This window comes from Paenibacillus sp. JJ1722 (assembly GCF_048282685.1).
GTDB classification, from domain to species: domain Bacteria; phylum Bacillota; class Bacilli; order Paenibacillales; family Paenibacillaceae; genus Paenibacillus; species Paenibacillus polymyxa_B.
Map to the genome: position 1 here is coordinate 748,169 of NZ_CP182500.1, position 15,926 is coordinate 764,094.

The 15,926-nt window shown below is 46.8% G+C and carries 10 protein-coding genes; 7 read left to right on the plus strand and 3 right to left on the minus strand.

Translation table 11 applies throughout. The features are described 5' to 3' along the window. The first annotated feature begins 126 nt into the window (after positions 1-126). The 4 genes from ACM1ND_RS03455 to nirD all read left to right on the plus strand — a co-directional run bounded on the left by ACM1ND_RS03455 (position 127) and on the right by nirD (position 5,712). On the plus strand, positions 127-1,986 hold the full coding sequence (locus tag ACM1ND_RS03455) for a beta-glucoside-specific PTS transporter subunit IIABC (RefSeq protein WP_418027070.1): 1,860 nt from the start codon (positions 127-129) through the stop codon (positions 1,984-1,986). Continuing rightward, on the plus strand, positions 1,983-2,654 hold the full coding sequence (locus ACM1ND_RS03460) for a DUF4867 family protein (RefSeq protein ID WP_023986897.1): 672 nt from the start codon (positions 1,983-1,985) through the stop codon (positions 2,652-2,654). Before ACM1ND_RS03455 ends, ACM1ND_RS03460 begins: the two co-directional genes overlap by 4 nt. Positions 2,655-2,913: 259 nt before the next feature. Further along, complete coding sequence (gene nirB / locus ACM1ND_RS03465; RefSeq protein WP_023986898.1) at positions 2,914-5,343, plus strand: nitrite reductase large subunit NirB; 2,430 nt, start codon at positions 2,914-2,916, stop codon at positions 5,341-5,343. A 39-nt stretch (positions 5,344-5,382) separates the two neighbouring features. After that, complete coding sequence (gene nirD / locus ACM1ND_RS03470; protein WP_023986899.1) at positions 5,383-5,712, plus strand: nitrite reductase small subunit NirD; 330 nt, start codon at positions 5,383-5,385, stop codon at positions 5,710-5,712. A 71-nt stretch (positions 5,713-5,783) separates the two neighbouring features. On the opposite strand, the gene ACM1ND_RS03475 is transcribed toward nirD, so the two are convergent. From ACM1ND_RS03475 to ACM1ND_RS03485, 3 genes are all read right to left on the minus strand, one after another. Further along, positions 5,784-7,151: an exosporium glycoprotein BclB-related protein gene (locus ACM1ND_RS03475; RefSeq protein WP_254348777.1), complete on the minus strand. Its 1,368-nt coding sequence runs from the start codon at positions 7,149-7,151 to the stop codon at positions 5,784-5,786. Positions 7,152-7,386: 235 nt separating this feature from the next. After that, positions 7,387-11,277 (minus strand): immunoglobulin-like domain-containing protein, encoded by a 3,891-nt coding sequence (locus ACM1ND_RS03480; protein ID WP_418027071.1) that lies wholly within the window; start codon positions 11,275-11,277, stop codon positions 7,387-7,389. Between the two features lie 46 nt (positions 11,278-11,323). Next, positions 11,324-11,665 (minus strand): phage tail protein, encoded by a 342-nt coding sequence (locus ACM1ND_RS03485; protein ID WP_023986902.1) that lies wholly within the window; start codon positions 11,663-11,665, stop codon positions 11,324-11,326. Between the two features lie 238 nt (positions 11,666-11,903). On the opposite strand from ACM1ND_RS03485, the gene ACM1ND_RS03490 reads away from it, so the two are divergent. The 3 genes from ACM1ND_RS03490 to ACM1ND_RS03500 are packed head-to-tail and all read left to right on the plus strand — an operon-like array spanning position 11,904 to position 15,920. Continuing rightward, the gene (locus tag ACM1ND_RS03490) at positions 11,904-13,604 is read left to right on the plus strand and encodes a spore germination protein (RefSeq protein WP_316243276.1); all 1,701 of its coding nucleotides are present in this window, start codon (positions 11,904-11,906) and stop codon (positions 13,602-13,604) included. Positions 13,605-13,629: 25 nt separating this feature from the next. Next, entirely contained in the window at positions 13,630-14,724 is a 1,095-nt protein-coding gene (locus tag ACM1ND_RS03495; protein WP_028541065.1) for a GerAB/ArcD/ProY family transporter, read from the plus strand. Continuing rightward, positions 14,721-15,920 carry a Ger(x)C family spore germination protein gene (locus ACM1ND_RS03500; RefSeq protein WP_418027072.1) on the plus strand — a complete coding sequence of 400 codons (1,200 nt, stop codon included), beginning with the start codon at positions 14,721-14,723 and terminating at the stop codon, positions 15,918-15,920. The genes ACM1ND_RS03495 and ACM1ND_RS03500 overlap by 4 nt, the downstream gene beginning before the upstream one ends. Positions 15,921-15,926 lie beyond the last annotated feature (6 nt).

The window sequence follows — 15,926 nt, forward strand, 5'->3', positions numbered from 1 at the left end:
AATTCAGAGACTCTATATTCTTTTCGTACTCCTTGGAGTGCGCGTAGAGTCTTTGAATTACCACCATCCATGTAAACGTTTACTTTTATAGAAAAATGCCAAATGAGGATTAAAGGAGCGAGCAGTATGTCCAATGAAAAACTGGCAAAAGACATTTTAGCGTCCGTTGGCGGAGAAGGAAATGTCTCTAGCTTGGTGCATTGTGCCACTCGGTTAAGATTTAAATTAAATAGCAGGGATCAGGCCGACAAGAACCAAACACAAAATATTCCCGGGGTTATTACAGTTGTTGAAAACGGTGGACAATATCAAGTGGTCATTGGAAATACGGTAGGGGACGTATATAAAGACATTTTAAAGATCAGTAGCCTTGGAGATGACGACAAATCGAATGCATCCGCTGCTCCTGAAGGCAACTGGTTCAACAAAACGGTGGACATTATTTCCGGTATTTTTACACCATTTTTGGGGGCACTGGCAGCTTCGGGGATTTTGAAAGGGCTTTTATTAATGCTCGTCTCGTTAGGATGGCTCACCAAAACAGGTGGTGTCTATTCGATCTGGTTCGCTGCCGCAGACAGTATCTTTTATTTCCTGCCGATCGCGATTGCTGTGACCTCTTCGAAGAAATTTGGAGCCAATACCTTTGTTGCGCTTGCGGTAGCAGGGGCTCTGGTGTATCCGAATATTATTACTTTGTATAACGATAAAACGGATATTTCGTTCTTCAATATTCCTGTTGTTCTTATGAGTTATACTTCTTCGGTTATTCCAGTGATTATCGCGGTTTGGTTGCTATCCATTCTGGAGAAATTCCTGAATAGAGTAATTCATGATAGCGTGAAAAATTTTATAACGCCACTTATCTGTCTGATGGTCATTGTTCCCTTGACTCTGATTGCGGTTGGACCAATTGGAATATATGCGAGCTTGGGGCTGGCTAAGGGTTACACTTTCTTATACAATTTGAGTCCGATTGTAGCGGGAGTCATTGTAGGTGCCGGGTGGCAGATGTTAGTTGTTATGGGGCTCCACTGGGCGTTTATTCCTATCATGTACAATAACATTGCGGTATACGGTCATGATACTTTGAAACCATTATTTGCGCCTTCTAACTTTGCACAAGCAGGTGCGGCACTGGGTGTATTCCTTAAAACCAGAAATCCAAAAGTGAGAGCGATTGCCGGGCCTGCAGCGATAACAGGTTTGTTTGGCATCACGGAACCGATCATCTACGGGATTAGTATCCGCTACAGAAAACCGTTCGTATGGGCTATTATCGGGGGCGCTATCGCCGGGGCAATCACAGGTGCGGCGGGTTCCGTGGCAATTGCTCCAGGTATACCGGGCTTGGCATCCCTGCCGATATTCTTCGGCACAGGATTTGCCGGATTCGTAATTGCCATTATCGTAGCTTATATATTCACAGCCATTACCACGTATTTCTTTGGATTTAATGATTCCATGGAAACAGAAATGATTGCAGTCCATGAAGAGAAGAAAGAAGCTGCAACCCCAGCTCCTGCGCTAACGAACGAGAATATTTCCAGCCCGCTGACGGGTACTGTCAAACCGTTATCCGAGATATCTGATGAAGTGTTCTCTACTGGAGCCATGGGTAAAGGCGTTGCTATTGTGCCTGAGGATGGCAAACTGCTCTCTCCATTCAACGGAACTATAGCTAATGCCTTCCGTACAGGCCATGCGATTGGTATTGTATCGGATGGAGGAACGGAGATCTTGGTTCACATCGGTATGGACACCGTCAAGTTGAAAGGACAGCATTTTAAAACGCATATCTCAGAAGGGGATCGGGTTACCAAAGGTCAACTGCTGGTCGAGTTTGATATTGGAGCAATTAAAGCTCTGGGCTATGACATGACTACACCGATTATTGTGACGAATACAGCCGAATACTCTGACGTTAAGGTGCTGGGAAATAACCGAGTGTACACAGGAGATTCATTGCTGGAGGTCAAGCTATGAAGACTACGGAAAGACTAAATCAAATCAATGCACCTTTGGTTATTTATGAGGTAATGAGCGAAGCATTCCGCCCGTATGGAAGGCTGCTGCCTCATTTTAATACCACAGAGCTTATCAAGTATGCAAAAGAAACGACCAGCGTACCCGATCAGGGAAACCATTATGTACCTTCGGTCGCAGAACTCGAAGACTTCGGTGTAATTCACCGGATTCAAGATGAGGTGTACGGCCAACTTCCAATTCAGGCTGGTTTTTGCGCAGGTCAGAATACGGGTCTGACCGGGCTGGAATATCATCAGGGCAGCGAGGTGGTGATTGCCGCTACAGACTGTATTCATCTTGTCGGCAGAGTACAGGACATTGAGGACAATTCCTATGACAGTGCAAATGTTCAGGTGTTTTTTCAGCCTAAAAACACGGTTGTCGAGATATATTCAACGACACTTCATTATGCTCCCTGTAAAGTTGACAGTGAAGGATATTTGACGATTGTGATCCTTCCGGCAGGAACGAATATGCCACTTGAAGCGGGAGAAGGTAGCCGGGGGAACCTACTGCTGACTAAGAAAAATAAATTTCTTATGGTTCATAGTACACAGATGGAAAAAATCGCGGCTGGCGTCCATCCCGGGCTGCACGGGAAGTTGCTGAATATTTCTCCCATTTGAGTAAAAGTCCATCATTCATAAATTAAACTAAGGGACCAGCTAGCTGGTCCTTTTTTTTAACTCAATTTCAGCTGCTTACCTTTATCCCTTGAAGCAGAATAGGGAAATCCCTAAATATTTTTAATTTGAACTACATTGTGATTCTAATCACATATAGCTCTATCTGCTGCATTAAAATAGAAGCATAAGCAATATTCATAGGAACGTAGGAGATGTCGTCGGATAGGAAGCATCGTCGAATGAATGGAGGAACCGGTATATGATAAACAGTAAACAAAAACTTGTGGTTATAGGGAACGGGATGGCTGGTATCAATACGGTCGAACAAATTTTGAAATTAACGGATAAGTATGAAATTACGGTCCTGGGAAATGAGCCGCATCCGAACTATAACAGGATCATGCTCTCTTATGTGTTGGAAGGTAGTAAAACGATTGATGATATCATACTGAACGATTTGCAATGGTACGCGGATCAAGGGATTACTTTATATACAGGAAAAATGGTGAAAAGCATTGACGGTGAGAACAAGAAGATTCGCACCGAAGACGGACTGGAAATTGATTACGATGTAGCTTTGGTAGCTACTGGTTCACAATCATTTATTCTGCCTATTCCGGGTAAAGAATTACCGGGTGTCATCGGTTTCCGAGATATCGCCGATTGCTCGGCAATGCTTGAGGCAGCAAAGACCTTTAAAAAGGCAGCTGTCATTGGTGGAGGCCTATTGGGGCTGGAAGCAGCTAAAGGCTTGGTCAACCTGGGTATGGATGTTACGGTCGTTCATTTAATGGAGGATTTGATGGAACGCCAGCTGGACCGGGAAGCCTCTGCGATGCTGAAAACAGAACTAGAACGCCAGGGAATCAAGTTTGCTATGCAAATGCAAACTGCGGAGGTGTACGGTCAAGATCGGGTACAAGGACTGCGGTTTTCAGACGGAAGCGAGCTGGAAGCGGATTTGGTCGTTATGGCCGTCGGGATCAAACCTAATATTCAGGTGGCTGTGCAAAGTGGTATGGAAACGAACCGTGGTATTGTAGTCGATGATTTGATGAGAACCTCCGTGCCGGATGTATATGCTGTAGGGGAATGTGTTGAACACCGCGGAACCTGTTACGGCTTGGTAGCTCCGCTGTTTGAACAGGGGAGTGTAATTGCCAAACATTTGGCAGGTGCGGATACTGAAGGTTATATGGGATCGGTGGTTTCCACCAAGCTCAAAATTTCAGGAGTGGATGTTTTCTCAGCTGGCGAATTCATAACCCAGCCTGAACATACGGTGATTGTGGCAAAGGATGAGTGGAAGCGCACATACAAAAAAGTGCTGCTTCGTGAAAATAAGATTGTTGGAACTGTACTGTTTGGCGATGTGAGCGAATCTGCTAGCCTTCAAAAATATGTGCGTCAGCAAACGTTGATGACAGATGAGATATATGGACAGATCATGGGTACTGGATGCAGCAAGGACGGGGCGAAATCATTATCCGCTGAAACGATGGCTGATGATGAAATTGTCTGTGGCTGTAACGGTGTAACCAAAAAGACGATTGTGGATGCGATTAATGATAATGGACTGACCACAGTCGATGAAATTAAGGCATGTACCGGAGCAACGCGTTCCTGTGGAGGGTGTAAGCCGGTTGTAGAGCAAATTCTGCAGTACGTTCTTGGAGACAGCTTCAAGACGTCAGCCAAGCAAGGAATATGTGGCTGCACAACTTTGAGTCGGGACGAGATTGTGGAAGCGATCAAAACCAAAGGGCTGACAACAACGCGTGAAGTTATGAATGTACTGGGTTGGCATAATGATGAAGGATGCTCCAAATGTCGGCCAGCGCTGAATTACTATCTGGGAATGATTAACCCGGATACCTATGAAAATGAGGGAGATTCCCGTTTTGTAAATGAGCGATTGCACGCGAACATTCAAAAGGATGGAACGTTTACAGTTGTTCCTAGAATGTACGGTGGTGTAACGACCCCAGAAGATTTGAAGAAGATAGCAGATGTTTCTCTTAAATACAACGTTAAGGTCGTTAAAGTAACAGGAGGACAGCGGCTGGATTTGATCGGTGTCCGTAAAGAGGATCTGCCTAAAGTATGGGAAGAACTCGATATGCCGTCGGGATATGCCTACGCGAAGTCACTTCGTACAGTTAAAACCTGTGTTGGATCACAATTTTGCCGGTTTGGCACACAGGACTCGATGGGAATGGGAGAAGTGTTGGAACGGAAATTCGAACGACTGGATTTCCCGGCAAAATTCAAATTAGCGGTTAATGGATGTCCACGCAACTGTGCGGAATCATGTACCAAAGATATCGGAATCGTAGGTAATGATGGGGGCTGGGAGATCTTTATCGGTGGTAATGGCGGTATTAAAGCGCGGTTGGCTGATTCACTCTGTAAAGTAAAAACCGACGCCGAGTTGATTGATATTGTAGGAAGCGTAATGCAACTCTACCGGGAAACAGGACAATACCTGGAACGTACTTCGGAGTGGGTGGAACGGATCGGTCTGGAGGAGATTCAGAAGGCTGTCGTTCATGATACAGATCATCGACAAGCTTTAGTAGAACGCATCGAATTTGCATTACAACAGGTCGAAGACCCTTGGAAAAAGATCATCAATGATGAGGATTCACGCAAAAATTTATTCGAGGTTGTCACCCCGTCTATTGTGTAATTGTATCTAAAATGCCTGAGGAAGGGAGCGATCAAGCAAATGATCAAAAATGCCGAATGGCTTGTCGTCGGTCATAGTAAGGATTTTCCGATCAGAATAGGGCGTACCATCCATATCAAAGGTACTGAAATTGCTGTTTTCCGCACTTCGGAGAATGAGCTTTATGCCGTTGAAAATAGCAGTCCTCATCCCAAAGGAGGTCCTCTTACAGAGGCTATAGTATCTGGTCATTATATCTATGATCCTTTATATGACTGGAAAATTGATCTGCAGACGGGCATCGTTCAAGAGCCTGATCACGGACAAATTAAAACGTTCGCCGTTTGTGAAGAGGGAGAAGAAGTAAAAATATCGTTCGAAACGGTTTAGTTCGTCTGTTGGAATACAAATAAAAAGGGCTCGACAGGAACAATCCTGCTGGGCCCTTTTTTCTTTTTGGATCAGGTAATGGTGACGCCTGCACTTGCATAACCTACGATAGTGTTTACGAGGGAAATACCTGTAGCTGTGGCAGAGAAGACAAGGAGCAGACGAGTCTGTGCGGTTACGGGGATAGCCAAACCAGTAGTAATGCCGCTAGAGGTCGTTCCCAAAGCAACAATGCCATTCAGTGGAGGGGCCAATATAACGATAGCTCCCGGAACTGCTGTGAAAGTGTTATTAGGTGTTGGGGAACTAAACAGCTGGGCAGTAATTGTCGCAGTTGAACCCACGAGAGTTAATGCAGCTGTTGTACTGAAGTAACCAGCAATAGATGTAATTACGCCATCCCGTGGTACGGAAAAAGCAAAGTTAATCAGAGGTCCTACAAGTGTACCTGTCAGGTCTATGACCCCGCCTACGAGGCTAATACCTGTTGCTGAGCTCCCAAAGCCGATCAAACTTGTGGTTCCTACCACTCCGCCAAGAACAGTTGTCAGTATAGCAGGTCCTCCTGAAGCAAACGGGATGATGGCTCCCGAGCCGGTGGCTCCGGTAATCCCTGTAACGCCCGTAACACCCGTGGCTCCAGCAGGCCCTATGGCCCCGGCTGGCCCGACCAATCCATCCGCGCCCGTAGCGCCCGTGGCGCCTGTCACACCCCCGGCAGGGCCCGCAGCACCTGTAGCGCCGACAGGTCCGGCCGGGCCTTCCGGTCCAGCGGCCCCGATAGGCCCGGCGGCGCCAACAGGTCCAGCCGCTCCAATGGGCCCCGCAGGCCCCACGGGCCCGGCAGGGCCAACAGGTCCGGGTGCTCCGATAGGTCCAGCGGCGCCGATAGGTCCGGGAGGCCCTTGTGGCCCTGGTCCACCTGCGGGTCCAGGCGCACCGCCGGGTCCCACAGGTCCAGGAGGTCCTTGTGCACCGGACTCCCCTGACAAGTATGTTTCACCTAATACGTTGCTAACCGTCGTTCCAGCGATTCTGATCGCGCTGATTAAGCTGTCTTTAAGAGCAGGATCAAGGGATTCTTGTAAAACGATGGACAATAGGGCATCCAGCAATTGTTGCAGTGCAGTACCTACGCCGATCGGAGAGAAAGGTGTAGCTTCTAACGCAACAATAGCAAGCTCCAGCGCTGCCAGCAAGTCTGCCTTAACCCCGCCTCTAAGTCTTAAGCTTTTCGCCAGAGACAACAAACGTCTTAAAACCAGTTGCAAGGAAGATACATTAGCCGCAGAGGGGTTTGCGAATACGACGGGGATGATCGCGGTCAATTCATTAATCAGTCTGAGAAGAGCCTCGATACTTTTATTTACTCTTGTTGGTTTACAGTCTTCGTCTTTTTTTGAAGCACCACTGAACCTGAACGGTTTTTTATGTTTCATGCTCAAATATCTCCTCCTTATCATTCTTCCTACTGTAGAGGTGATAGGTGGTTCATCGCCCCGCTTCGCAGATATTCATAATATATTTACTGAAGCGAAAAGGGTGAATAAACAAGCAAAAATGATTGTTGGAGGCTTGTACATAAAATATACATAAAAAAATACGGCCCCCGAAAAGCTTGGAGGCCGCGTTGTATTTGCTTATACTCATCTGATGTATGAAGCTTGAAAAGTCTTATTTAAGAATACGTACCAGCAGTTCAGCCATCTCACCTCTGCTGATGGCTGCTTTTGGCTTGAGTGTTCCATCTGGATAACCGCTGATCCAACCGGAGGATACTGCATTTTGAAATGCTGCGGAGGCCCATGCTGAAATCTGCTGCTCATCCTTGTAGGATTGCAGTGCAGTAGTGCTGGAAATGGATATCTGATTCTGCATCGCGTGTGACAGGATCACCATCGCCTGCTCACGGGTAAGACTCTCATCAGGTCCGAAAGTTTGAGCGGTTAGCCCTTGAATCCATCCCTGACGATGAGCAGAATCCACGGCTGATCCAGCCCAGTGTCCCTGCATATCTGTAAATGAGGTAGAAGGGCTCTCATCTCCAGCAGTTCCCAATGCTCTGGTCAGTATGGCTACAAATTCTGCACGGCTTACAGCGCGCTCAGGGCGTATGTTGCCGTCTTTATAGCCTTGTATCCAGCCTTTGTCTGCAAGAGATTGCAGGGACTTCGCTGCCCAATGGCCTTGTACATCCGGCCATACCTGAGCTAGCTCTTGCGAATCTGACGAATTGATTTGGTCATTTTGCACACTGGCATTATTGGTTTGAGACTTTGCGTCTGTGGCGACGACAAAGGTACCTAACCCGGTCGTATTGACACTCACACCCGACAAAATCCCTTTTGAATCCATTACAGCAGTCCCTTTTAGAATCTCACGCTCGCCATTCTCATGAATAACAAGAATGGAGAACTGGGGCTCTGCATTGTGTAACTCACCTAAGGATTCGTTATCCAGCGGTAGAATGATCGACGAGGTTCCTGTCACATTGGCTTTGATGTCTGTAACCGGACCCATCAGCGTCAGGCTGGATTGTTGCTCAGCCCAATCACGGATCTGCTGTGCACGTTGTACATCTACCTGCTGGAATGACAATGTAACGTCCTGCTGGCCTGAGGCCATGCGGGTTAAGGTGTCACTGGATATCATCAGTGTTCCATATCGGGATATTACCGATGCACCAATCTTATCCCATTTATTCAGTAAAGAATGAGAAAGGATAACACGACTCAGTTGCTTCTCCTGCTCCAAACGAATGTCTGCGTATGCTTTGCCTTCGCGAAGTGCTTGCTGTATCTGCTCATCCAGGAATGCCGGCGAAGGAACAAAGAGGGAGAACTCTTTCCCTTGTTCGGAAATTCCGATCTGTGGTACGAAAGCAGATAGATCCTCATTCTTATCTTTGTTAGATTTGCCTGTGTTTGCAATTACCTTGGCAGGGACGGTGACTTCTATGGCTTGCGTCAACGCACGAGAACCATCGCTTACCCTCATAACATCCAGCATGATAGTTACAACGGAAGGAGTATCTGCTTGAACAATAGTTCCGTCTGTACGCACGATGTCTGGCTGGCTACTGCTGCTGATGGTCACACGGAAACCATCAGGTACAACAGGCAACCTGAGCAGTGTGTCACTTGTTGTAGGAGTTGTTATGCTTGTGATGGAATCCGCAACGCGCTGCGCGGTTAACCCTTGCGGATATACTAGCCCTGACGGGGCACTCTTCATACCATTTACGTTCTGTAGCACATAGTAGCTGGCTCCTTCAGGCACAGGTGTAAATGTATATTTTCCCTCTCCCGAAGCGATTCCTTCCGCTATAAGCTCCTGCTGGGCATTGTACAGTTCAAGCCGTGCGCCTGGTAAGGCACCTGTAACGACCACAGAGGCTATATCCCCATTGCCTGCTGCGGCCCCAACAGCACGGGGCAGCACGTTTATATGGCGCTCTGCTGGCTCCGCTGTCCAACCTCCATTGTCGCTATAAGCATAGTTCAATACATATACACCGGGTACATTTATATCGACATTCCCGTTACCTGAAAGCTCAGGGATCAGGATATTGCCGTATACGCTGTCCAGTACACTGGCTCCCGGATCAGTGAAGCTGTCACCGGCTTCCAGAACAATTGGATTACTACCGTTTAATCGTACGTAAGGTGTATTCGGTAATGCCTTCAGCACTGTGATCGTGAATGTTCTTTGTACAGAAGCTGCACCTTTAGAAATAATGGCAATTAATTGTACATTCACATCACCGTCTGTATATTTAGGCCGATTCACCTGACCGCTGTTGCTGAGAATATCTGGTTGATCTGAAGACCAGTCGATCTGGGTGTCAAATGCTCCTGTATGAGGCAGAGCGATGGAATCCTTAATCCCTTGCGGATAATCTAAATTCAGTGTATTAGCTGCCAAATTTACGGCTTCATCAGCGCTTACGGGCAGTGCAGGCACGAGCAGGCTGAATGTTTTTCGTAGCTCAACCCTGCCTCGTGACACAACTGCTTCCAGCGTGATGGTCTGATCGCCCTGCACATAGCTTGGGAATGTTACATGCCCAGTATGATCCAGGAACTGGGGCTGATTCGATGACCATGACACCTGAACACCATGCAGAGCGTCTTTTGGCAAATATACGTCTCCGGTTACTGTAGTCATTGGCAGCTCAAGCGCCCTGTATGCTGCGTCAACGGCTTCTGTATCGCTCATGGGCAGACTGAGTACATGCGCAGTAAAGTTCTTTGTTTTCGTTAAGCCTGCAAGTTGCAGGGTAGCCGTTAGGGTAACATCCGTATCTCCACTATTATAAGAGGGTCTGGTGAGTGTTCCATCTGCTGCAATAATTAGTGGTTTGGCTGAGGACCATTCGATCTGCGCTCCACCATAACCGGATAAAGGGAGAGAAATATTTTCTGTTACCGCAGACAAATTGCCAAGCGAGAGGGTGTCTGCTGCTTGATCCAATGTATCTTGTGCAGTTATCTTCGGTACGGTAACTTCGAAAGTTTGAGTATCCGAGGCGCTTCCCTTCGCAATCGTAGCTGTCAGTTTTACTTTTCGGTCACCCAGATCGTACCGCGGGCGTGTGACAGCCCCCTCGTTCGTAATGACGTCAGGAGTATCCGAACTCCAGCTCACCGTCGTATCATTCAATCCAGCGAGTGGCAGTGTCAGCTTTTGGGATACGGAATCAACTGTATCTCCAGATGCGAAGCCTAATGCAAGAGCAGCCTTTGCCTGTGCAACTCTCTCGGCATCGGTAAGTATGTTCACTTTAACCTCTGAGGGAGTGCTCTCCCCCTTAGCATTCACGGCCTGAACCGTGTAAAGGGCTTCACCTGGCGGCAATGCTGAGGTGTCTATGAATTGGGTTAAGTTACCTGTATAGAGGGTTACACTATCTCGTATGACTTTGTATGAAGTTGCATAAGGAACGGCATCCCAGCTTAACTCCACTGTATTTCCATTTTTGGTTCCTGTAAAATGCCCCGGAGCCTGTGGAACGGGCAATCGCTCCCCATAAGCTGCGAATTCCATGATGGAAGCCCACTGATTGTTTCTTGTATTTCCTTGATCAATATATAATCGCAAGTATCGTGTAGTTACAGGGGCAATGTTCTTTTCAACATTAGAGCTCTCATTATTCTGGACGGTATCAACAGTCACCCAATTACTTCCGTTGCTGCTTGTTTGCAATCGGAAACTGTATGGATCACGTTGATCCTGCCATCCGTTATGGACTCCCATACCTGTAACAACGTATCGATCTACGATATACCAGTCTCTCAGATCTACCTGAATCCATTTTTCACCGTTGCTGGCTTGATACCAGCGGCTTGTTGGTTCGATTGACCCATCCACAGCTCTGGAAGGATCATAGGGCTGGCTGTAGCCACTGGATGTGGCTGGCTTGTTAAGCACCACATTTTCCCAACCGGCAGCGTGAACCTCATTCGTCCCTATGAGCAGGAATGCACCGCCGATGAATGGCAGCAATGGAACCAGCAAGCGATACGGTTTTGAATTGTTGCGTGTGAAGTTATTGCCTTCGAGCACGCCATCACCTCTTCTTCATTAATTAGCCCACCGATGAACACATTCATTAAGGGCGGGATGGGTAAACCCCTTCGGTTGCGATATAGTAGTTTACATTCGGCAACGGGGAAGCCCCGCGCAAGTCGGGTAATGCAAATGTGCTCATTCCATCGCCGCCAAAATTAGTGCCCAGCAGACTGAACAGTGCTGTATTTTGCGAAATAGATAAGAGCTGACCCTCGCATTTTAGCCAACCTTTAGGAGCGAACATGTACGGGTACACCGTAATTTCCCCAATATAAGGCTCATAACCTGCATGTGCCTGTTTGGGACTGATCGCCGTTCCCCCTAACAAAATGACCGCTAACAAACTCAACACAGCGGCTTTCTTCCAAAAATGATTCTTCATACCTACAACTCCTTTTTAGTTTCGAATAATGGCCCACGAATTCAACAAATTTGTGACATTAGTCATAGAATGAATAGATATTATCATGTAATTCCACTTTTGGCACTACAGTTCATCTATCAAATTCACCTTTTTATTCCTTTTGTGAGTAAAGAAATTTATTCCATTGCCCATGCATCTTTTTTCTAATCCAGGTAAATCTATATACAAATCCTATGGAAGTGAAGGAGGAAAGAGTGTGTGGCAGGTCATCGGAACTCATATGCCTAAATGGAACGTATGGATGGAAGCTTTCTTTTTGTTCCTCATCCCTTTGATTATTTTTCTGACGGTACGACAAATTAGAGCGATGGATGGTCGAGAGAGCAGACGTATGGAACGATTAAAGCTTTTAGAAGAAGAAGACCGTTCGCAGCATGCAGATCGTAATCCGTCTGTAAGTGAGGCTGAGAAGGTAAAAGGGACCTTTACCGAAGATTATGAAGCCAATGTAGCAAAAATCAGACAAGCAGTTACGGATATGTCAGACGTGAACGAACGATCTATTTTTCTGGAAAAATTGAACGCTGTAGGCACACTTTTTTTTGTGGATGGATTAACGGACAAGGTTGGCATGGATCAGAATATTTTAAAGCCGCTGATGGATTGGGGCAGCTCCGGGCAAGAGGGGGAAGATCTCCCGAGAGGAGAAGAGCTTCGGGATATGTTTATTCGTCAGGTTATGCTGGTATCGGAGACAGAGCATACGTTAGAGGTGCAGTTCTCCTTGCAAAAGGTGCTGTTCGGTTCAGTCATACTCTTGATTCAGGGCATACCGGGTGCTTTCGTGCTGGGTACACCCAAAGGGAATACACGAGGGGTGGAAGACCCCATATCGGAATCGGTGCTGCGGGGACCGCGAGTCGGTTTTACAGAGATACTCAGCGATAATACAGCGATGCTGCGCAGGCATGGAGAAAGTACGGAACTAGCCATGTCGTCCTTTAAAGTCGGCAAAAGAGTGGAAAAGCAGCTGATGGTGGTGTATTTCAGAGACATTGCCGACGCGGAGCTTGTGGATGAGGTGAAGCGGCGGGTCAAAACCATTGATATGGATGAGGTGCTGGAGTCGGGCTATGTGGAGCAACTTATTGAGGATAATTTTCTTAGCCCCTTTCTGCAAATTCAAAATACGGAGAGACCGGATCGGGTCATGGCTGCATTGCTGGAGGGACGTGTGGCGATTCTGCTGGACGGTACACCTTTTGCGCTCCTTATGCCTGTGACGTACGGGATGATGCTCCAGTCTCCCGAAGATTACTATGAACGATGGATACCGGGGTCGCTTATTCGATTTCTTCGTTTTATGGCAACTACGATATCTCTGTTCGCCCCGGCGCTCTATATTTCCTTTATCTCGTTTCATCCCGGACTGATTCCAACCAAGTTGGTCATTTCCATTATCAGTGCGAGACAGGGAGTTCCGTTTTCGACGCTGATTGAGGCCCTGATTATGGAAATTTCCATCGAAATTTTACGCGAGGCAGGACTTCGGCTCCCCAAACCCATCGGTCCAGCGATGGGCATCGTCGGCGGTTTGATTATTGGACAGGCCGCTGTTGACGCCGGGATTGTGAGTCCGATTCTCGTTATTGTGGTAGCGGTCACGGCGATTTCTTCCTTTGCCTCACCTGTATACAGCGCCGGGATCTCTATGCGTGTTCTTCGTTTTGGGGCCATGTTCACGGCTGCTATCTTCGGTTTGTATGGAGTGATCATGTTTTTCCTGATGCTGAGCATTCATATGGCTAAATTACACAGCTTCGGCGTGCCATATCTTAGCTTAACGGCCCCCCGTTCATTGAAGGACTGGAAAGATTACTTTTTGCGAGCACCGTTACAATTTATGAAAAATAGACCCATTCTATTGAAGCATAAAGACCCTAAGCGACAAGGATGAGTTCAACAACACAGGAGGGAGCAAGATGGCCCGTGGGAAAAAAACGGATAAAATTACAACGTTACAGACGACGGAAATCGTGCTTTGCTTTATGCTGGCTGCCGGGTTGCTTACTCTTCCCAGAGTAGCCGTTGAAACTGCAAAAACACCGGATGTGTGGATGTCCGTCATTTTAGCAGGGGCTGCCACTTTCCTGTTCGGATGGATTATAGTCAAACTAAGTTCACGGTTTCCAGAAAGCACCTTTTACCAGTATGTTCAGCGGATAACTGGCAAAGCCATCGGCAAAGTGTTGGGCATCTTGTTCGTCATCTATTTTATTTGTATAGCTGCATACGAAATCCGAGCTGTGGAGGAAGTAACGTCGTTCTTTTTGCTTGAAGGAACTCCAGTGTGGGCTATTTCAGCCCCCTTTATGTGGATCTCTCTGTATCTCTGCTTGGGGGGGATAGGTACATTGGGTAAAATATGTCAAGTTATATTCCCGATTACGGCAGCTATCTTTTTATTGATATGTTTGCTGAGTTTGAATATTTTCGAATTGAATAATTTGCGTCCTGTTTTGTCCGAGGGTGTGATGCCAGTGATTAAAGCGCTCAAGACTACAACCCTGACCCTAACGGGGACAGAGTGCCTACTGTTTATTCTTTGTCGGATGGAAAAACCGGAGAAAGCAACTAAGGCGGTCGGACTGGCAATCGGGATCTCGACCATTTTTTATACAGCTACGCTGATCTTATGCATTGGCGCCTTTTCGGTGGAAGGAGTTATGACCAGAACCTGGCCTTTTTTAGACTTGGCCCGCTCCTTTGAAGTGGAGTATCTGTTATTGGAACGGTTCGAATCCCTATTGTTGTCCATTTGGATCATGCAAATTTTTGCTACATTCAGTATTGCTTTTTATTGCGCTTCGCTCGGAGTTTCTCAAATTTTGAATAGCTCTTATTCCAAGGCGCTGTTTATTTTGCTCCCGTTCATCTACGTCCTGTCCCAAATTCCCAAAAATCTGAATGAGTTATTTTCTTTTGGAACGATGATCGGGAATGCAGCTTTCGTTCTATTCGCTCTGCTTCCACTCCCTCTGCTGCTTATTTCTCATTGGAGAGGGGTGCGGTCATGAAGAGAGTCCAGTCAGGATTACTCGGAATGGTGGCTCTCCTGACATGCTGTACACTTTCAGGCTGCTGGAGCAGCTCTCCGGTGGAGGATCTAAATCTGGAGACGGGCATTGCTATGGATGTAGTGTCACAATCTTCACAAGAAGAACAAATTAAACGGAAAGGAGGAGACTATCCGAAAAAAGAGTTAATCACCGGAACCTTTCAATTTATCATCCCAGAGGAAAGCGGCGGCTCCAACAGCTCCTCCCCACAAGCTAAAAAGTTTTTTAATATTACGGAAACGGGGGATTCCGTTTTTGAAATGTTAAGAGAAATTTCATTGCGAACCAACCGACCGCCCATCGGACAACATTTGAAAACGATTATTATCAGCTCCAGTCTGCTTCGCAAAATTCCATTGTATGAGCTGCTGGACTTTTTCTTGGGGGATAATGACATTCGGCCCAGCGTCCAGCTGCTGATTAGTACAGACAAGGCGGGCAATGCGCTTCAGGAGAAAATTCCTGGTCAAATTCCTGCCTATATCTTAAAGGATATTTTCGAAAATCGTAAACGGAATGCCCGGTTGATAAAACCCGTGGCTTTGGTTAAAGTGGTCGGGCCCATGAAGGGTAAAAGAAGCTTTATATTGCCCAATGTCATTACGGCGGAGAATGAAATCAAGCTCGCAGGTGCGGGAATCATCAAGGGAAAGACACAAACCTACGGTGGTTTTCTGAATGAGTCAGAGGTCGAGGGCCTCATGTGGATCAAAGGTCAATTGGTTGGAGGCGTGCTGAAAAGTAGTGATCCCCAAACCGGTAAAAATATAGCCTATGAGATCAAAGCGGTGAAAAGCAGGATCAAGGCCATCGTTCAGGGGGGCGACATTTCCTTCCAAGTAAAAATGACCTCAGAGGGACGCGTTTCCGAGGTTTTTAACAAGAAAGAAAATTTGCGTAGCAATGATGTGCTCGGACAAGAAGAGAGTATCTTTCAAGAGAGAGTTAATTCATTAGCTGAACAAACTGTAGCCAAAATGCAAAAGCTGCAGGTTGATGTTGGAGGTTTCGGAGAAGCGTTGAGGATTCAGCATCCTAAAGTTTGGCGTAAGGTTAAAGAGGATTGGGATAACATTTTTAGTACCATTCCTGTACGTTTTAGCACAGATATCCATATTGAAGATTACGGCTCTTCGATTACGACGGCAGACTAGTTTGCA

What these genes read in the sequence shown, in the direction of transcription:
- nirB (WP_023986898.1), top strand. Translation starts at nt 2,914, where the DNA reads ATGATAAACAGTAAACAAAAACTTGTGGTTATAGGGAACGGGATGGCT.
- ACM1ND_RS03460 (WP_023986897.1), top strand. Translation starts at nt 1,983, where the DNA reads ATGAAGACTACGGAAAGACTAAATCAAATCAATGCACCTTTGGTTATT.
- ACM1ND_RS03455 (WP_418027070.1), top strand. Translation starts at nt 127, where the DNA reads ATGTCCAATGAAAAACTGGCAAAAGACATTTTAGCGTCCGTTGGCGGA.
- ACM1ND_RS03495 (WP_028541065.1), top strand. Translation starts at nt 13,630, where the DNA reads ATGGCCCGTGGGAAAAAAACGGATAAAATTACAACGTTACAGACGACG.
- nirD (WP_023986899.1), top strand. Translation starts at nt 5,383, where the DNA reads ATGATCAAAAATGCCGAATGGCTTGTCGTCGGTCATAGTAAGGATTTT.
- ACM1ND_RS03485 (WP_023986902.1), bottom strand. Translation starts at nt 11,665, where the DNA reads ATGAAGAATCATTTTTGGAAGAAAGCCGCTGTGTTGAGTTTGTTAGCG.
- ACM1ND_RS03475 (WP_254348777.1), bottom strand. Translation starts at nt 7,151, where the DNA reads ATGAAACATAAAAAACCGTTCAGGTTCAGTGGTGCTTCAAAAAAAGAC.
- ACM1ND_RS03500 (WP_418027072.1), top strand. Translation starts at nt 14,721, where the DNA reads ATGAAGAGAGTCCAGTCAGGATTACTCGGAATGGTGGCTCTCCTGACA.